Source organism: Paenibacillus piscarius (genome assembly GCF_022234545.1).
Lineage (GTDB): Bacteria > Bacillota > Bacilli > Paenibacillales > Paenibacillaceae > Paenibacillus_AQ > Paenibacillus_AQ piscarius.
Genome location: NZ_JAIEUI010000005.1, coordinates 333,325 through 351,387, shown reverse-complemented (window position 1 = coordinate 351,387; position 18,063 = coordinate 333,325). Strand labels below are relative to the sequence as shown.

Annotated in this window: 17 protein-coding genes; 9 read left to right on the top strand and 8 right to left on the bottom strand. The window is 42.4% G+C overall.

Features of this window, described 5'->3' with window-relative positions; genetic code table 11:
- Positions 1 to 105 precede the first annotated feature (105 nt).
- Positions 106 to 1,968, top strand: a complete 1,863-nt coding sequence (locus tag K1558_RS12030; protein ID WP_238651813.1) for a beta-glucoside-specific PTS transporter subunit IIABC — start codon at positions 106 to 108, stop codon at positions 1,966 to 1,968.
- Positions 1,969 to 2,073: 105 nt separating this feature from the next.
- Here K1558_RS12030 and K1558_RS12025 read toward each other — a convergent pair whose 3' ends face one another.
- A complete protein-coding gene (locus K1558_RS12025) occupies positions 2,074 to 2,559 on the bottom strand; it encodes a FixH family protein (RefSeq protein WP_238651812.1) in 486 nt (161 codons plus the stop codon).
- A gap of 27 nt (positions 2,560 to 2,586) precedes the next feature.
- Positions 2,587 to 3,927 carry a PepSY-associated TM helix domain-containing protein gene (locus K1558_RS12020; protein ID WP_338019689.1) on the bottom strand — a complete coding sequence of 447 codons (1,341 nt, stop codon included), beginning with the start codon at positions 3,925 to 3,927 and terminating at the stop codon, positions 2,587 to 2,589.
- A gap of 310 nt (positions 3,928 to 4,237) precedes the next feature.
- Here K1558_RS12020 and K1558_RS12015 point away from each other — a divergent pair, with 310 nt between their 5' ends.
- The 8 genes from K1558_RS12015 (at position 4,238) to K1558_RS11980 (ending at position 10,639) form a co-directional block, all read left to right on the top strand.
- Complete coding sequence (locus tag K1558_RS12015) at positions 4,238 to 4,969, top strand: response regulator transcription factor (RefSeq protein WP_238651810.1); 732 nt, start codon at positions 4,238 to 4,240, stop codon at positions 4,967 to 4,969.
- Positions 4,970 to 4,982: 13 nt separating this feature from the next.
- Positions 4,983 to 5,825 (top strand): sensor histidine kinase, encoded by an 843-nt coding sequence (locus tag K1558_RS12010; protein ID WP_238651809.1) that lies wholly within the window; start codon positions 4,983 to 4,985, stop codon positions 5,823 to 5,825.
- Positions 5,822 to 6,478 (top strand): response regulator, encoded by a 657-nt coding sequence (locus tag K1558_RS12005; RefSeq protein WP_238651808.1) that lies wholly within the window; start codon positions 5,822 to 5,824, stop codon positions 6,476 to 6,478. Before K1558_RS12010 ends, K1558_RS12005 begins: the two co-directional genes overlap by 4 nt.
- Positions 6,479 to 6,645: 167 nt before the next feature.
- Positions 6,646 to 8,013: a right-handed parallel beta-helix repeat-containing protein gene (locus K1558_RS12000; RefSeq protein WP_238651807.1), complete on the top strand. Its 1,368-nt coding sequence runs from the start codon at positions 6,646 to 6,648 to the stop codon at positions 8,011 to 8,013.
- Positions 8,010 to 8,567: a nitrous oxide reductase accessory protein NosL gene (locus K1558_RS11995; RefSeq protein WP_338019688.1), complete on the top strand. Its 558-nt coding sequence runs from the start codon at positions 8,010 to 8,012 to the stop codon at positions 8,565 to 8,567. The genes K1558_RS12000 and K1558_RS11995 overlap by 4 nt, the downstream gene beginning before the upstream one ends.
- A gap of 2 nt (positions 8,568 to 8,569) precedes the next feature.
- Positions 8,570 to 9,391, top strand: coding sequence for an ABC transporter permease (locus K1558_RS11990; protein WP_238651806.1), 822 nt, complete (start codon positions 8,570 to 8,572; stop codon positions 9,389 to 9,391).
- Positions 9,384 to 10,103 carry an ABC transporter ATP-binding protein gene (locus K1558_RS11985; RefSeq protein WP_238651805.1) on the top strand — a complete coding sequence of 240 codons (720 nt, stop codon included), beginning with the start codon at positions 9,384 to 9,386 and terminating at the stop codon, positions 10,101 to 10,103. The genes K1558_RS11990 and K1558_RS11985 overlap by 8 nt, the downstream gene beginning before the upstream one ends.
- On the top strand, positions 10,100 to 10,639 hold the full coding sequence (locus K1558_RS11980) for a TlpA family protein disulfide reductase (protein WP_238651804.1): 540 nt from the start codon (positions 10,100 to 10,102) through the stop codon (positions 10,637 to 10,639). The genes K1558_RS11985 and K1558_RS11980 overlap by 4 nt, the downstream gene beginning before the upstream one ends.
- On the opposite strand, the gene tnpC is transcribed toward K1558_RS11980, so the two are convergent.
- The 6 genes from tnpC to K1558_RS11950 form a co-directional block, all read right to left on the bottom strand.
- Positions 10,567 to 12,054, bottom strand: coding sequence for an IS66 family transposase (tnpC, locus tag K1558_RS11975; RefSeq protein ID WP_238651803.1), 1,488 nt, complete (start codon positions 12,052 to 12,054; stop codon positions 10,567 to 10,569). The two genes, K1558_RS11980 and tnpC, sit on opposite strands and share 73 nt — an antisense overlap.
- A gap of 729 nt (positions 12,055 to 12,783) precedes the next feature.
- Positions 12,784 to 13,854, bottom strand: coding sequence for a tyrosine recombinase XerS (gene xerS / locus K1558_RS11970; protein WP_238651802.1), 1,071 nt, complete (start codon positions 13,852 to 13,854; stop codon positions 12,784 to 12,786).
- Between the two features lie 281 nt (positions 13,855 to 14,135).
- Positions 14,136 to 14,567, bottom strand: a complete 432-nt coding sequence (locus K1558_RS11965) for an HNH endonuclease (protein ID WP_238651801.1) — start codon at positions 14,565 to 14,567, stop codon at positions 14,136 to 14,138.
- 74 nt (positions 14,568 to 14,641) lie between these two features.
- Positions 14,642 to 15,040: a hypothetical protein gene (locus K1558_RS11960; RefSeq protein ID WP_238651800.1), complete on the bottom strand. Its 399-nt coding sequence runs from the start codon at positions 15,038 to 15,040 to the stop codon at positions 14,642 to 14,644.
- 748 nt (positions 15,041 to 15,788) lie between these two features.
- Positions 15,789 to 16,520 carry a serine protease family protein gene (locus K1558_RS11955; protein ID WP_238651799.1) on the bottom strand — a complete coding sequence of 244 codons (732 nt, stop codon included), beginning with the start codon at positions 16,518 to 16,520 and terminating at the stop codon, positions 15,789 to 15,791.
- 1,312 nt (positions 16,521 to 17,832) lie between these two features.
- Positions 17,833 to 18,042 (bottom strand): hypothetical protein, encoded by a 210-nt coding sequence (locus K1558_RS11950; RefSeq protein WP_238651798.1) that lies wholly within the window; start codon positions 18,040 to 18,042, stop codon positions 17,833 to 17,835.
- Positions 18,043 to 18,063 lie beyond the last annotated feature (21 nt).

The following is an 18,063-nucleotide window of genomic DNA, read 5'->3' as shown; positions in this document are numbered from 1 at the left end:
TGTCACTGCAAACAAAACGCGAAAATCTATATATTTACTGCCCTGATCTGAGTAACATGAATTTATAACATACTTCTAATAAAAACACAAAGGGGCTCAAGTACTATGGATAAACAACAATTGTCCAAGGATATTCTCAAGCTGGTTGGTGGCGAAGAGAATATCGATCAAGTTACTCACTGCATGACTCGGCTGAGATTCAATCTAAACGATAATAATCACGCTGACAAAGCGGCATTAAAAAACACGCCTGGCGTTATGGGTGTAACGGAAAACGGCGGACAGTTTCAAGTGATCATTGGCAACGAAGTATCCGAAGTGTATCAAGCACTAGTGAACAACATGAGCAAGACCACTAAAAAAGACAGCGCTTCAAAACAAGAAAAAAAACAAAGAAATCCGATCAGCGCATTATTTGATTTCATCGCAGGCATGTTCACGCCAATCCTGCCAGCCATTGCTGGCGCAGGGATGATCAAAGGAATTGTGTCCATTCTGGTGGCTATTGGCTGGATGACGAATACAAGTTCAACCTATATCATTTTGACCGCCATTGGCGATGGCGCGTTCTACTTTCTTCCTATTATTTTGGCCGTTAGTGCTGCGAAAAAAATGGGAAGCAACGTTTATGTGGGAGCTGCACTAGCGGCTGGCCTCATGCATCCCACCATTACAGCCTTACTTCAAGAGGGTAATACATCGTTTGCAGGCATTAAGGTTATTGCCACATCCTATGCTTCATCGGTTATTCCTATCGTCATTGCAATCTGGATTGCCGCTTACGTGGAAAGAGCTATTGACCGTATCACTCATGCTTCATTAAAGCTGATTGTTGTACCAACCGTTACGTTACTTATCATGGTACCGCTAACCTTGATAGCTATAGGGCCACTGGGCGGCATTATTGGAAACGGTTTATCCGGGGGGATCAGTTGGTTATTTGATAACACATCCATTTTTGCGAGTATTTTAATTGGGGGCACGATGTCTTTACTGATTATTACTGGCATGCATTATGCGCTGTTGCCGCTTGCAGTGGGATCGATTGCAACATTTGGTTACGATTTTATCGTACCGTTAATGTTCGCAGCTAATATGGCGCAGGGTGGTGCCGCATTTGGTGTGGGCTTCAAGTCCAACAATACTCAAACCAAATCACTTTCTTATTCTACAGGACTTACTGCTCTTATGGGGATTACAGAACCTGCAATGTACGGAATTAACATGAAATTCAAAAAACCATTTATTGCAGCACTCATTGGGGGCGCAGCTGCCGGAGCTTTTATGGGAACCTTTTCGGTTAAAGCTTATTTTATTGGCACTGTAGGTCTTCCAGGAGCTGCAGCATATGTCGGTCCAACTATTAGTAACCTGCTCTATGCACTGATTGCTGCTGTAATTGCATTCGCTGTAGCTGCCGTTATTACCTATATACTGGGCTTCCAGGAAGAAGCAGCTGCTCCATCAGCAAGTTCCCCGACAACAACTGAAGGAACGGAAGACATTACATTACAGGATCAACCCGTATTCAGCCCGATGAATGGGGAAATTAAGCCGCTTAGCCTGGTACCAGATCCTGCATTTTCCGAAGAGATGATGGGTAAAGGATTTGCTATTCAGCCGACTGAAGGACGTGCAGTTTCTCCAGTTAACGGTACAGTAATATCTGTGTCTAAGAGTGGGCATGCTATTGGACTCATAAGTGATCTTGGCGCAGAGATGCTGATTCACATCGGAATTGATACCGTGAAGCTCAAAGGCCAATTCTTCTCGCCAAAGGTTCAGGCAGGGGATACTGTATCGGTAGGCGATTTATTGATGGAATTTGACCGTATAGAGATCGAGAAGGCGGGTTACAACATGATTACGCCAGTCATTGTTACGAACATGTACCAATATACGGATATCCAATCGGCGGGACGCACCACAATCAATGAACAAGAATTGATGTACACAGCCAAAGTCTGATTTGTTATATCTATAGCGGCAGTGATTCCAAATTTGGAGCACTGCCGTTTTTGTCATGTAATTGGTTGGTTGATGGACATGTATGTTGTCGAAAATCCAAGGAGATCAATGATGTCCGGCTGCCGGAGCTGGTGCATCGTTTGGCTGCGCGTTTTCAAGCTGTGCAAGACGCTCCAAAGCTTGAGCTCCTATGGCAAAGCGTTTTGTCGGCATAACTTGAGCATCAAGGAATTTGATTCGTGATTGGACGAAATACAACCCTTCCTCTTCAATAACATAAGAGGCAGAATATAAACCAGGAGAGGATTCATTGGCTTGAATCGTGACAGCAGCATCCTTATTATTTTCTTTCCATAGAACAAATTCTGCTTTTTCAGCATGCGCAAGCGGTTCATTGCTTTTTGATACTTTTATAGAGAAAACGTTGGAGCTGCCCATTTCCAAATCCTCAGGCAATACAAGATCCACGCTTATATGAGGCGGAATTCCGCTCTCATCTGTTTCTGCAACTTTTGCAGTACACCCGCACAGCAATGTTAAAAGAAGTATTGGCCATATCCATTTGTTTAAATAATTTTTTGCAAGCTTCATATAGTAGCCCCCCCTTAATGATCAGATCTAGAACCAGTGTCTAAGCGCCTTTATTCTGCGGAGAACGAAAAAATCTAGAACAAGAACGATCAAAATGGACAAGCCTACAAGCGGCATTACAGCGCCGCATACTAACATAATAATCAATACACCAACCGTTATTTTTGGGTTTTTAGGTTTAGGAGGTGCTCCAAGCTTGCCGGTTGGTTTACGCTTTCGCCACATGATGTATGAGCTAACAGATATGAGTATCAGGCCCAAACATGCAACTACACCAAGTAATTGATTGGCGATACCAAATAATCTGCCTTCATGAAAGGCTATTCCATATGTTATAAGCTTTGCCAGAATACCGAAATCTTCAAAGCGGACATCGGTCAGAACAGCCCCGCTGTATTGGTCAATATGAAGCGTTGCGCTATGACCCGGCTTGGAATGAGCCGTTGAAACGGTGAATACACCATTTTCCCCGAAAGGGTTTGTTATTGTATACGGTTTAATAACCTGCTGATCATCAGCAATATTGGCAATATCGTCTAAGCTTAACGTAACATATCCGCCCGCAACTGAAGCGGGTACGGGAACATTCTCAGCTGCCCAAGGCAAATCCTCCGCTATATCTTTAGCTACTGTAACAGATTCTGGTTTGGCTCCAAAGCTGTAAGCGAAGGGAGGGGCATTGGTATTAGTAGCATTGGCTAATTTGTCGATCTGATTCCCCAGTATCCCAGACCATGGAAGTCCGCTTAAAATAATAGCCAGAATCAGCAGAGATAGCCAGAATGCAGGAACAGCATGCAAATCACGCCAAAAGAGCCGGCTTCCCGGTTTGCTGAGCCGTGGCAAAACGGTTCCCCAAATCGCTCCTTTGCTTTTTGGCCACCAAAGAAAGAGACCCGTTAAGATTAAAATAACGGCCCAGCATGCAGCCAGTTCTACCAGCCTGTTTGCAAAAGTGCCGCCGATCACAAGCTCACTGTGCATTTTTTTGAAGAAAGCTGAAAACGTCTTGCTGCTATCCATCCCGCCAAGTGCATGACCCGTGTAAGGATCAACATACATTGTTCTGGAGACTCCATCACTAGTGACGGAAAGTTTATAGGTAGACTTAACATCGCTCTCCATCGTTATTGATGACACTGTGGTGCCCGGGTAACCCTTGACTATTTTTGCGACAATACTTTCCGGAGCCATCGGGGTTGTCCCGACTTCACGGACCGTTAACATGTCCTTATACAGGTATCCTTCAATTTGAGGCTTAAATAAATAGACGGAGCCACTAAAAGCTAAAATGATTAAAAAAGGTGCAAAAATAATTCCGGCATAAAAATGCCATCTCCACACAGACTGATAAATGGACTGGCGCAATGAAGATATTGACCTCATCATATAACCCCTTTTTTAATAGATAAAATTCTTTCTAAATTATACGATAGCTTCTCAAATTAGCAGATGGCTCACTAGAGCTATACTATTAAGTCAGCAGTAATTATCGTTCACACTTTGTACAATAAATTGGTCCTAAATGGAATTACAGTTATTGTTTTGTTCATACATTAGATTTACTATATTTCCTTACCTCAACTTCATAGCTCCATTGAGTCATGTTCATAACTAAAAAAACATTTATGCTTAAAAAGGATGGACAGTAATTGTTTTGGAGGGAGGAACACTACTTATGGAGGAAGGGATTTTAAATAAGCAGGTATTAATTGTAGATAGCAGCATACATACCCGGAAGATTCTCCGCACGTATTTTGAAAAGGAGAATTTTCAAATAAAGGAAGCTGAGCTGGGGCTGGAGGCGTTGCTTCTGACGCAAAAAAATCGTTATATCATGGTTATAATCAATTGGACGCTAACGGATACGAGCGGAGATGAACTTTGCAGACAACTTAAGCTGAGAGGCACTGTTCCCCTAATTATATTTATCGGCGATGTAGAGGAGAATGAGAGGATTCAGGGATTTGTAGCTGGCGCGGATGATTTTATTGCTAGACCATTCAATCCGAATGAAGTGGTTTTACGCGCGAAGGCGATGATTACCCGCCTTACCGGAACAATCAATTCGCAAAGTGACTTGGCCAGAAGGACCATCGTTTTTTCATCCGTGACCATCGATCTCAGTGCCAGAAAAGTAAATCTGGATGGAAAAGAAGTCCATTTAACCTTAAAGGAATTTGATTTGCTCTACTTCTTCGCTCAGCATAAGGGGGAGGTTTTCACCAGGGAAGAATTACTTGCAATGGTCTGGGGAAAGAACCATAGTTCTTTTGCGGATTATCGTACAGTGGATACTCATGTTAAGCGATTAAGACAAAAATTTTCTAATGCATTTTCCGATAAAAATGGGCTTATTCAAACGGTATGGGGATACGGATACAAGTTCAACGTAAAATCGGAAAAATAAAGGAGGTGCGCAAATGACATATAAACAAATTAAATGGATGATTCTATTAATTCCGACGTTTACAGTTGGGGCGTGGGAGTACATCAGACACCAGTTTTTATTGCCTTATATCTCTATGGATTTAGGAAACTGGCTCACGCCCTTGATCGTTTATCTGGTAAGCATGACTCTCCTCAATAAGATGTTCCACATGCTTGAACGCATGCAAAAAGAACTTGAGATAGAACGTAATGCAACAGCTGTACTTGAAGCCAGAGAACAACTGGCAAATGAAATCCATGATGGGATTGCCCAATCATTGTTTCTGCTCTCTGTTAAAGCGGATCGTCTGGAAGAACATGTAGCGGACAAAGAACGGCATTTGCAGGATGTCCATCAGATCCGTAAAACAATTCAAGAAGTCAACCGTTATGTCCGTCAGGCTATAGCTGATTTAAAGTACGAACCCATGAAGGACAAAACAATTTGGTCGCATGAGTCTATTGAGTCCAAACTAAAAAAAATGGTCCAAGATATCCCCATTCAAATTACTGTAACCTGGTCAATACAGGACAACTTGCTTTCACCCAAAGAAAAGATTGAACTGCTTGCCTGTGTTCGTGAAGCTGTCGTTAATATGGAGAAGCATTCAGCGGCTAATCAAGGCTGGATTACGGGAGATGGGAACCAGAACCAACTTAAAATTACCGTTAAAGATAACGGACGAGGGTTCGCAGGCAATCCCTTTATGCTGAAAGACCGCTACGGTCTAAACATTATGAAGGAAAGGGTGGCAGAGATGGACTGGAGAATGAACTTTTACCGTGACAGGATCTACACTATTCTTGAATTAGTTAAAGAAGGTGAGCGGAATTGAGGCACACGCGTATATTAGTTGTCGATGATCACAAATATGCCCAGGAAGCTATCTGTGATATTCTTTCGATGGATGCAAGCCTTGAAGTAGTTGGGGTAGTATCCAATGGCGCAGAAGCGATAGATTTCACTTCAGAGTGGTTGCCTGATTTAATTCTGATGGATATCCAAATGCCTGAAATGGATGGTCTGGAAGCTACGCAGCGGATTAAACTGATGTTTCCTTATGTGAAAATCGTTATGATTACTGTATCGGATGATATGATGCACCTCCTAGAAACCCTAAAGCGCGGTGCTCAAGGATATCTTCTGAAGAATTTGGCACCATCAGCTTGGATTGAGTATCTGCATGCTATTATTCACGAAGAGATGCCGTTAAGCAGGGAATTGGCCTATCAGATATTGAAGGATGTCTCTTTTACTGCAAAGAAGGAACAGCAGGTTAACCTGACAGCAAGGGAACAGGATATTCTTAACGGAGTAGCCGCAGGCTGGACGAACAAAGAGATTGCCGAGAATTATAGTATTTCTGAATACACCGTTAAAAATCACCTTAAAAATATCCTGCAGAAGCTGCAGGTACAGAATCGCGTGCAGCTTACACGTTATGCCTTGGAAAAGGGACTTATTTCAGATGACGCTAGTCGTTCATAAATATATGACATAAATCACAAAACAGACACATGCTTTTGTAGTTATAGCTACATCGAGCTATAGTCAGCGGGATTCCTTTTATTTACAATGTGAAGCATAATCATGTTTTATAGCTTACAGAATTGTTAATGATAGAGTAATGGAACGGCAATGCGCAGGGGGGAACAATGCCAACAAATAAATATGACTGTCTTCCTCGAATAGTAAAAGTTATGATTACGATCCTGATATGCTTGTTGCTAGATAGCCTATATTGCCGAAGCACGGTTAGTGCCAAGTTAAGTGTAGAAGCTATCCCGCTTCAACCCATGATTGATTCAGCCAGTAACGGGGAGAGTATCACACTGGCGCCGGGAACTTATCTGGGTCCCATTCATATCGACAAGAAACTGACGATTAACGGGAACGGCGAAGCGACAATTCTTAACACTTTAGCAAACGAACAGGTGGCAGTTCTGATCCGTGCCGCTGGTGTACAACTGGAGAATCTTAATATTCAGCAAAATAACGGCGGAGAGGCCGCTGCGGTGAGAGTTGAGGCTGACCGGGTTACATTGAAAGGCCTTACCATTCATACGGCCGGTTTTGGAGTTGTGCTCCGGGAAGCTAATGGCGGTTTTATTTCAATGAATAAGATACGCTGGTTTATTCCAAAGGGAGAGGCTCCGGGAACAAGAGGCAATGGTATTGATCTCTATAACTCTCACGGGACAGAGATCCGGGAGAATGAAATCTCTTATCTGCGTGATGGCATCTATTTGGAGAACAGCCGCAACACTGTAGTGGATCAGAACAAGCTATCTTATTTGCGGTACGGTGTGCATTGTATGTACATAAATGGCTCCAGGGTCATCAATAATACCGGTGAATACAACATCACCGGAGCAATGATAATGGGAGTAACCGATGTGATCGTATCGGGCAATTCTTTTCGCAAGCAGAGTCAGAACGTTCACTCTCAAGGAATATTGCTCTATGATGTGCGAACCTCAAGTGTGGTGAACAATGTGGTAGAAGGCAACCGCGTTGGGATCTTTATGCAGCAATCTTCGGATAATATCCTGCAGAATAACCTTGTTCTCAGGAACTATATCGGCATTCAATTTGAGGATGCAGAAGGTAACCGTTTTCAGCGTAATGGCTTTGTTGCCAATGTAATTGAAGCTCAGGCGACAGGCAGTAAAGATAACGCATTGAACGGCAACTACTGGGACTCGTTTGAAGGGCTAGACCTTACCGGAGATGGTCTAAGCGATCTTAGGTATGCTATCAATCCTTTCTATCAGCAATTAGTGTCCACTAATGCGGCCTATCAGCTATTTTTCCAGTCACCGGGCATGAACTTTCTAAGTGAAATGTATACAAGCGGAAAAGCACAATGGTCAACCGATCCTGCACCTCTGATGCAGTTGGAGGCAGGTGCCGTCACTCAAGATCAAGCGGGTGGAGGCCAAGGTACAGTAATGGTAGTAGGCTGGCTGCTTTTGTTTTTGTCAGTAATATCAATAATATATCTGGGGGTATTGAGATTATGAAGATGAAACAATGGAGTTTGTTATTAATGGTAGTAATGAGTGTGGCCATCCTGGCTGCTTGTGGGCAAAAGAAATATGAACCTGTAGCAGTTAATGAAGCAACAGATATTTGCGTCATCTGTAATATGCAGGTCAAGGATGATGCGTTTGCTACGCAGCTCACAACCAAGGATGGAAAGAACCTCAAGTTTGATGATATCGGTTGTATGAACAAGTGGAAGGAACAGAACGGAACAGAGAATATTGGCATGGATTACGTGCGTGACTATAACGACAAAGAGTGGGTTGAGTATAGCAAAGCCAGCTATGTGTATGATGAATCTCTGCGCACGCCGATGGCTTATGGCATAGTCAGTTTTAAAGATAAGACGGCAGCTGAAGCTTTCGTAAAAGAACAGGGTGTGGGAAAAGTTCTGACAGCCGGAGATCTGTCTTCCCATGAATGGAAGCAAAACACGGATATGATGAATATGGATATGCATGATGACAATGAAGGTCATATGGATGAGCATTCGTCTAAGGAAGATGCAGATTCAAAAGAGATGGATATGTAAGCATGGCTGATATCGTGCAAATAGCCCGCAGAGAAATAAAAATGGGCTTCCGGAACCCCTGGGCATACTCCTTCCTGGCCTTATTCTGCACGTTCAGCCTTGGCATGCTTTTGATTAATGCGCAAAATGTCGTAGAAGGCTACACTGCCGTCACGGGTTCCATGCTCAGCCTGATTCTTTATCTATTACCGCTAATGACTTTGTTTCTTGGATCATTCTCACTGACATCGGAAAAGGAGGACGGCAGCTGGCAGCTGCTGTCCACTTATCCCATAGGTACATTATCATTTGTTCTGGGCAAATATATTGGCCTTTCTGCCGTGTTGCTTATCATTGTTGCATTTGGTTACGGACTGATGGGGCTGATTAGCGGCTTATTAGGTACAGCCTTTGATTCAAATACCTATTTTCTGTTTCTGGCATTCTCGGCGGGACTTGTGCTGCTTTTCCTGACGATCGCCCTGTTTATCGGCTCTTTATCCCGTAATCGTTGGCAAGCTCTCACCGTATCTGTCGCCGTATGGTTCTTCGCAGTCATTGGCTGGCCAACCTTTCTGATTGCAGGATTAGGCTTGCTGCCCTATCTCTGGATCAAACCTTTACTTGTTGCACTAACCATCCTCAATCCGGCAGAGCTTGTACGGCTGTTCGTTGTGGTTAAGCTGGGCGGAGGTTCTGTACTGGGACCTGAATACTATCAGTGGGTTGAATGGATCAGCCGGCCAAATGGCAGTCTGTTGTTTATAGGGGTATGTCTAATCTGGATTCTGCTCTCCATTCTGACAGTCTATTGGATTTGGGAAAGGGGGCGTTCCCGTGGATAACCCGTTAGTTCAAGTGAATGGGATCTCAAAAGTAATCAAAAAACAGACTTTGGTCGAAGATATTAGCTTTCAAATCCCGCAAGGAAGCATTTTTGCCCTTTGTGGCGGTAATGGGGCAGGAAAGAGTACGGTTCTGCGGATGATTGCCGGAATCCTGCAGCCGACAGCAGGTGAAGTTTCTGTGAGCGGACTTTACTGGAGCAAATCCCGCAGAAAGTTCTCCGAGCAAATCGGCTATATGCCGGATGATTATCAGTTCAATCATGGTCTATCGGCGGAAGAGACACTGACATTCTGGGCGGCATTACGGAAGATTCCAAAACGTAAGCATCGGGTGGAGGAAGTCCTTGAGTTGGTCGGTCTTCAGGACAAGCGCAATAGCCTGGTGAACACCTTCTCAAAAGGCATGCGCCAGCGTGTATTGTTCGCACAAGCATTACTTGCCAAACCACCGCTGCTGATTATGGATGAACCGACCAACGGACTTGATCCGTTCTGGATGAATGAATTTGTAAAGCTGCTTCAAGGGATCAGGGAAGAGGGACATACTGTGATTTTCTCAACACACCAGCTGGAAATTGCCGATACGGTAGCTGATCAGATTATATTTTTAAGCCAGGGGAAAAATGTCGGTTCAGGGTCAACAGAAGAATTCCGGACGAAGCATGGTTCATTGTACGAGGCCTTTAACCATAGTCTGGGGTTACAATGAAGATACTGAAGACATATAAAATTGCAACCTGGCTGGTTATTGTTGCGGCGTCTGTGGCTATTGTCTTTGTTTATCTCAATCACTCAAATAAAGGACCATCTGCAAGAGTAATGGCAGGAGCTCCGGCTCCTGAATTTGAAGCTACCGCATTGACTGGAGACAGGTTAAACTTGGCTGATTATAGGGGAAAAGTAGTGCTGCTCAACTTCTGGGCCAGTTGGTGCAAGCCATGTATGCAGGAAATGCCGCTGCTTAATGAAATCCATCTCTTATCAGGTGCAGAGATTGAAACATTGTTTATCAATGTGGGGGAATCCAAGGGAACAGTATCGGAATATATGAAGGAGCGGCAGTTTTCTTTTCCAGTGGTGATTGATGTAACTGGTAAGATATCTGCACTTTACAGAGTTACTGCGCTTCCTTCAACTTTTATTATTAATAAAGATGGGGGTTACTACTTAGGTCACTTCAAAACAGGGTTACCGGAAAAGGCAAGAGATAGCGAGGCAAGGACAGGGAGTTGTTGTTTAATGTAGGTGGAGACGACGCTCCGTAAGCGGGCAAACCATTTCGCTGCGGCTTCGGTCCGAAACGAACCGGAGACTTTTTGCTTGACCTTGACCATTCGGAGATCACGTTCGGCTTGGTTGTTATCAAACGGAATCTCGGGACGCCAAAGAAACTTGAGAATCGCCTCTTTGTATACCAAAAAGCGTTCTCCCAAGTTGCCGGCTCTGCTCTTAATGGCACGCCCTTTTTTACACGTTTTGGCCCGTACCCAGTCTTTCGACCATTCCCCTTCACCCGTTTGGAGAATCGTGTCGTACCGTTCCCTAAACGATTGAAGGATCTCCGGCTCCAACAGAACCCCGGCTTGGCGGGAACGCAGTGCCTGGGCCCATCCCTCCGTCAGCAGATCCTTCATCTGCTTCGCCCACTCATGTCCGTCATGCTCGGCGATTCCAATGCATTCCCGGAGCAAATGGGCATTACACAAGGCATGGGAATAGCTATGCTTCTCATTAAAATATCCTTTCATGCAGTCATGGACGACGGTTCCCGTATAAGTAGGTAAAAAACCGATGTCTTTCATCGCGGGAGCTCCCCGTTTGGCGTGCAGCTGGAGCAAGGTATACGTTTCGTCAGACATGACGTGCATCCACTGGGTTCGTCCGTCAACCCGGCACCCGGTTTCATCCGCATGGACTTTGACTTTCTGATGTAACTGGGTACGGATATGCTCTTCGATGGGGGCGAAACGGTCATGGGCGGTCTCTAAAAAGGAAAGCAAGGTACCTTCGCTGGGCCGATACGTGGTCCAGTCCTCGAAGAGCTGAGCCATCCGCTGAAGCGGAAGAAAGTGAAAGGCATGCAAATAGACCGTCCACGCCGCCATCCGGCGGCCATATTGGGCCGGAGCGGTAATGTGGGATGGGAAGGCTGCACGCTGGACTTTTTGGCAACAAGCGCAGTAGCGCTGCTCGGCACGAAACTCGGTGGTCCAGATGCGGGACACCGGAAGGTCGAATTCTTGACGCCGTTCTTCTCCCAGACAAGGGGCATCTGCGAGCGAACCCAAACAGTCCGGGCAGGTGGTTAATTCGCAGACCACGACTTCGTCGGGATTGTCGATAACGTGGAGCGTCGTCCCGGGATGGCCTTTTGGTGCGCCTTTGGGACCGCCAGGGGTCCGCAGATTTGGAGGCTTGCGAAGCCCGTCACTCGATGGAGGTTTGCTGCTGTTATGACTCTTCTGCTGGAGTTGCCGTTCCAACTCATGCACGCGTTTTTTCAGCGATTGAATCTCTTTCGCCTGGGTGTCAACGATTTGTTGAAGGCGCTGATTCTGTTCGGTCAAGGCCCGATTTTGGTCGAGGAGCATCTGGATGAAGCCTGCAATTTCAGGATCCCCTTTACTGATCTGAAGGACTTGCTGTGGGCTAACATCCATACCTCATTCACCTCCCGGGTTTTGTCTTTTTTCTTTCGACAGGGGAGAGTGAAACTCCTTTTCGAGCGTGGAGAATGGCCAATATTTTTTCAAGGGGACCTAAGTAGTAACAGATGGGGACATACAAAAGATCGTTTTGGGAGAGATTGAAGATTTCCACTTATTGAAAAAATGGCTTGAGGATGCAGAGCATTCAACATAATCTGTTTTAAGGGACCAAATTCTTGTGCTTTGCTCAGGACAAGAATTTGGTCCAATTGCCGAGTGGATGTTTATTATTTGTAGACATAGTTAAATGCAGAAGGTACTTAATCTCCATACATACATATGTACAAAATACGGGTTTTGTGCATATGTACGATAAAAACCGTGAAGCACCGCGGGTTTATCGGTTCAGTATCCAGGTGTACAGTGACACAAACTTACCCCCTTTATTGACACGAAACTTACCTCTTAAAATTGAATGACGCAAAGTCTACCCCTATATAATAAGAAAACTAATGAATTAAGTTGCTCTCTCTAAAGGAAGGTTCAAATATGATTTGAGTCTTCCTTTAGAGAGGTAATCTTTGTGTCATTTTCTCCTATAGGAATAACTTTTGTGTCATTCGCTTCTAACAGGGTAACTTTTGTGTCATTTTCCTTCGAAGGGATAATCTTTGTGTCAAATACTAGCGGTTTTGTGTTATTTGTTATGAAACTAATTATTAATATCACTTTTAATATATATTATTGGTCCATTTTATTAACTGCAATTCGCATCTCTTCGTCAGTCAAATGAGTATATATCATCGTAGTCTGTATAGATGAGTGCCCCATTTGAATTCTAAGCCTAGGTACATCATTATTCTCTTTATGATATCGGGTTGCAAATGAGTGTCTTAAAGCATGTACTGTTAGCGCCGGCTTGCCAAAAGCAATTGCGTATTTTTCAACGAGCTTCTCAATAGATCTTTGGTTTAAGCGGCGATTAGTTCCTTTACGTCCTACCGGTGCAGCCAAAAATAAATATGCTGCTGTTTTATCTGGTTTATACCTTGATTCTCTAACTTCAAGATAATTATTTAAATCCATTAATGCCTGCTCACTAAAATACACATACTGCTCTTTGTTGCCCTTCCGTATTACTCTCACCAGACCCTTATGAATATCAAGATCCTCTAAATTGCATCCTACAACTTCAGATAACCGAAGCCCAGAACCCAGAATTAAGGATATAATCGCTGTATCCCGTTCACGATTAAATTGGTGGAAATTATAGATTCGTTTATTTGCCTTCAATATTTCTCCATAATCATATGCAATAAATTTTCGGAAAGATTCGAAATCGTCGTCCCGAAGTATCTTACCTTCGATTCGCTTGGCGATCGTTTCCTGGCTTTCTTTAACGGCATTCAATTCCATTTTGGCCATCACATTTCGCTGCAAATATGGCTTCAAATCGGAAGTCTCTGCTTTGTTCTGGAGATAATCAAACAACGATTTTAAAGAGGAGAGCTTTCTATTTATTGTAATTTTGGAATTACCCAACTTGTATTCTAGAAAAGACAAGAAACTTTCCACTTCGCGCACAGTCAAAGTTTCAAGATGTGTAAGGCCTACATTAATTCGCATATCTGCAGATAGATTTTCACTAACCATCCAGTCAAAAAATATAATAAAATCGTGACAATAGTTTAAAAGTGTAGTGTGAGATAATTTTCGCTTACGACTGTCTATGTATTCAGTGACGTACCAAGGTAATTCCAACAGTTTTTCGTCTATCCGTTTCATATAATTAAGCTTCACGTGTTTATCCATTTTACACCTCAGATCGAGATCAAGTTATAATAAGATTATAATCTTAATTTTTTTATTCGTCAAAACAGTATTTTACGTAAATATATGATATCTATATTATTTTACCTGATTTTAGTCTAAAGTTGTTGTCGGTGACAAGAACTTGGGCCCTTTGCCGAATCCCTCGCTATTTCTAAAAAAGTCAACCCATTATAAATGAGCTAATTAATAACCAAGTTTACTAATGTTCATAAATGTTTTTTACTTTAAACATAAGTTATATAGAATAATTAATGATACATTTATTCAGATTCATGCTTAGACAGAAACACTTGTCGGTGCCATTGCATAAATCTGCTTTTCTTTTCACTTAAGTTTAATCTTCTAAATTCATCAATATTCAGAAAATTTCTATCCAAATCAGTCAACATTGGTGAAATTAGAATATTACCCACATCATCAAATGAAATTAATTTCCTGTCAAATATCTGGTCATGGTTAGGACAGAGTAACAGCCCATTTTCTGGATCAAGCCTTTCATTACTATCTTTGCAACTACTCCACTGCTTAATATGACTCGCTCTAAGTAACCTCACATTTGTTAAGCCGCACAAATCACATTTCTGTCGTTGCTGCAGGAGACGGTCCTTAAATATGGATTGAGCAACCCTTAATTTAATCATGGTCAGCTTTTCAGTTCTGGAAAGATCATCCAATCCGTTTTCGATTTCCATTGAAAACTGTTCTACAGCTGAAGGATCCAGTACGACGCAATAGCCTCTTTTTTTCCTATTTCTAAGGAGAGTGATTAATAAAGGTATAGATTCCTCTTTGTGTGAGGCATAAAGCTTTGGAAATTCACTATCTTTGAGGAAACCTTTCTCAGCTCTTCGATAACAATCGTCTCAGTATATACCATTATTGAATCCGGAATGAAATAACTTGCATATTGATATTCAGAATCATCTATTGTCAACTGTTTAATAAAAATAGCGCTCGCAATCACTTGTCGATCAAAATGAAACAAGACAAGTGTTTTATTGGATGGTAAATTTCCTCTAGGAGAGTTAGATAGGTAGCCATTTACAGGCATATCTCTTAAAAAGAAATCACGTTGTATCTCAGGAACACTTTTGTCTCTAAATGTACGTTCTTTTTTATCCATTGAATAGAACACAGCTAAATCAACTTGATCTAAATAGTCCATAAATTACTCCACCTCAATAACAAAGTAACGGGAACCGAGCTGTGACTGCTCAAGCCGGGCCTTGCAGGCGTTCAGTCTACAACTTTATAAACATAATAATATTTTATTGTTTGGTTTACAGCTATTGCATTTCCAGGAGCGAACCAGTCACTTGATCTTACGTCTTTGAAAAGCCCTCCTTATTCAAGAGTGGTTTGCTCTCATAAGATATTCCACCAAATATTGTAACTATCCTGCCTGTCAGCTGAACAAAAGCAGCCGAGCGCGTTAATCGGCTGCCTCCTTGATTCTATTGAGCTATTATTTCCTGTTAGCTAAACGCTATTTATGATATGATTCATCGCGATTAATCTTAAACCTACTCGTTACTTTAATAATATAAAGGAGCAACACCTCGGCGGTATGCTCCCTGGTTTGGCAATATAGAGCGTATCATCAATGTTTGCGTTAGCTCAGTCATCTGGTCAATCAGTTCAGTAGTATGAACAGAAGCCTTGCGGGTCGATCCACCGCCCTTCCCGGTTTCCCTGCACCGCCGAGCTGCGATTCACCAGTGCTGCAGCTGCTTCTATAATCTCCAAGTAATTTTACGTTGTCACCATCTTCAATAATTTCATAGTTAACGTTATGTTGATCACAGTATTTTTTGTAGTTATTTATTATTGCTTCTTGCATTTATTGAACTGGTACCATGTTATATAACCCTAAAATCAATTATTATTCCTTCTATTTTACCAATATGCTCATTTCATTTACTAAAGTATTTTTGATCTAAAAATTTAATAACTAAGCGATAATCTAACACCAGAAAAGAACCGGCTCCTGGATCACCGTTCGTCAAGATTCCAATCCATCGCAATAAATTCCTTTTAATATCGATTTTAAATGAGGGGCTCCCACTCATTCCCGCAAAGGTTTCTACTTGGTATTCTACCCCGTCTTCACCAATACCTTTTGTATCGGCGTTTCCTTTGAAGAAGTCATTTTCATATTCCTCAATTTCAGTAAAGTATGGTAGCGTGGTTAAGCGCAACAATGTCAAACCTTCTTTTTCGTCACGATCATATCCAGTATAGTTGGTTGCATTGATTACAATTAGCTCGCCGATATTATTTTCTGGTTTTAATTCATCAAACAAAACTTCCTGTATATATCCTTTCTCGTTCTGTGTTACAGACAAGTCCACGTATGAAATCTCAAACGATGCTAAATCACTTTCCGGGTCACTCTGAGGGTTTCTTAGATTAAAGGCTTTTACTTGACCGTTAGGGTAATGAACCGGTGCTATAAGATCACGTACATCATCTATATAACGAACACAATGGTAGCATGTTACGATAAAGTATCGTTTACGGTAATTAAGTAAAATGCCGCTTCCAAGTGGATACATTGCTTGGTCTAGGAGTTTGATCTGATACTTACCAGTCTCCCGTTTACACCAAGAAATAAACTGTTTATCAAATTCCACCATTAGAATCATCAAACCCTTCTTATAAATAAATGTAATTCATCAAGTGACCTAGATCATATACTGTAAAATCCTTCAATCTGCTTGAACAAGCCAGCTACGTTAGCCTGCCTGTTAGTTGAGAAACCGCATCCCATTTTAAGAGGCTGCCGTTCTTTGCATGGCTATTGTTTCTTACCAAGTAATCCAACCGCTTGTTCGTTGATAGTTGCGTAGAAGATCGTATTGTTCACTAAGTAATAAACGTTTCATTTGTGTTCTGTATTTTCGATAATCATTTTTTCTTGCTGATTTACTTTCTTTGTTGAAATGAACATTTTCGATTCCTTTGTGGTAATCCTTTAGCTTCTCTGTACTTGGGTCTTTGTATTTTTTAATGTGCTTCCAATCATGTTGATTCTGGTTTTCCCACGACCGAATTTCTTCCTGCGTAAACAACTTCATCCGCGTTGCGTCGGGTCAGATTATGGCTATGTCAGCCATTACCTCGACACAACTAATAGAAGAAGACCTTTGGATTAAAAATGAGCTTAAAAGGTATCCTTATTTTAACATAATTATAACTCCTGCCCGTTAGCTTAATGAACGTCCTTCAGTCTATCCTGAAATAACTTTATTTCATCATCTGATGGTGCCACGTTAGCGGCATGGGAGTCTAATACTTTATTTTCTCAGTCTAGAACTTTATTTGCTTAGTCTAACACTTTATTTTTCAGTCTAGAACTTTATTTTCTTTTGACACCGAACGAAGATTAGCGGAAGAACGGTACTGTGGCCGCCACTGCCTGGAATGTCCGGCTCGGTCCGGCGAAAACCGCCACGGTGACTGCTCGCTCCCGATGCAAAACGAGGCGGACCGTATGGCCCGCCCAAGCAGCGGCCAGCTGGCCGCCACCATACTCCCAGCGTCCTTCTTGGTTTCCTTGCGCAGGCTGGCGCCCGGTCGCCTGCAAGACGGCTGCGCTGAGGCGACCAGCCGGTGTTCAGCGCAAGAACGGTACAGAGGGAAATAAAGCGGCATAACATCCGAATTATTCCGGATGAGCGGGGTGACAATATTATTTACCAAAAGATCTTTTTTCGAGAATATCAGGAGAGGTCGCCAAACAACTGAACAGAAATACTGTGAAATTCCTACCTATCTTGGCTGGTAACAAATCACTGCCACCGAGAGCGGGTATTGAACCTATCAGGATGAATTGATTGTAGTTTCTGTTCCTTCTCCTGCTTCTTTCGATGCAAATTAATGTGCCTACCGTTATAATTTAATTCAACGGTCAGCTTTTTAATCCTATCTACTCATAACCCGAGCAGCACCACCCCATCATTTTAGATTGAGTAATTTTTTCAACAACTTATCAAACTCTTTTATTCTTTTCTTGTGCATTGTTTCGTCAGTAATAAATTCATATACATCCGGTATATCGGTAACATCCCCGTTAAATGGCATTTTGTTATTGATTATTTTTTCAATATCTTTAAGAACATTATTATCTAAAAGCAGTGAGTAATTTTTATCCTTAATAGTAGTCAAAATCGAAAATGTTCGATTCAT

What these genes read in the sequence shown, in the direction of transcription:
- K1558_RS11965 (WP_238651801.1), bottom strand. Translation starts at nt 14,567, where the DNA reads ATGGAAATCGAAAACGGATTGGATGATCTTTCCAGAACTGAAAAGCTG.
- xerS (WP_238651802.1), bottom strand. Translation starts at nt 13,854, where the DNA reads ATGGATAAACACGTGAAGCTTAATTATATGAAACGGATAGACGAAAAA.
- K1558_RS12025 (WP_238651812.1), bottom strand. Translation starts at nt 2,559, where the DNA reads ATGAAGCTTGCAAAAAATTATTTAAACAAATGGATATGGCCAATACTT.
- K1558_RS12015 (WP_238651810.1), top strand. Translation starts at nt 4,238, where the DNA reads ATGGAGGAAGGGATTTTAAATAAGCAGGTATTAATTGTAGATAGCAGC.
- K1558_RS11960 (WP_238651800.1), bottom strand. Translation starts at nt 15,040, where the DNA reads ATGGACTATTTAGATCAAGTTGATTTAGCTGTGTTCTATTCAATGGAT.
- K1558_RS11995 (WP_338019688.1), top strand. Translation starts at nt 8,010, where the DNA reads ATGAAGATGAAACAATGGAGTTTGTTATTAATGGTAGTAATGAGTGTG.
- K1558_RS11955 (WP_238651799.1), bottom strand. Translation starts at nt 16,520, where the DNA reads ATGATTCTAATGGTGGAATTTGATAAACAGTTTATTTCTTGGTGTAAA.
- K1558_RS12000 (WP_238651807.1), top strand. Translation starts at nt 6,646, where the DNA reads ATGCCAACAAATAAATATGACTGTCTTCCTCGAATAGTAAAAGTTATG.
- K1558_RS11980 (WP_238651804.1), top strand. Translation starts at nt 10,100, where the DNA reads ATGAAGATACTGAAGACATATAAAATTGCAACCTGGCTGGTTATTGTT.
- K1558_RS12010 (WP_238651809.1), top strand. Translation starts at nt 4,983, where the DNA reads ATGACATATAAACAAATTAAATGGATGATTCTATTAATTCCGACGTTT.
- K1558_RS11990 (WP_238651806.1), top strand. Translation starts at nt 8,570, where the DNA reads ATGGCTGATATCGTGCAAATAGCCCGCAGAGAAATAAAAATGGGCTTC.
- tnpC (WP_238651803.1), bottom strand. Translation starts at nt 12,054, where the DNA reads ATGGATGTTAGCCCACAGCAAGTCCTTCAGATCAGTAAAGGGGATCCT.
- K1558_RS12030 (WP_238651813.1), top strand. Translation starts at nt 106, where the DNA reads ATGGATAAACAACAATTGTCCAAGGATATTCTCAAGCTGGTTGGTGGC.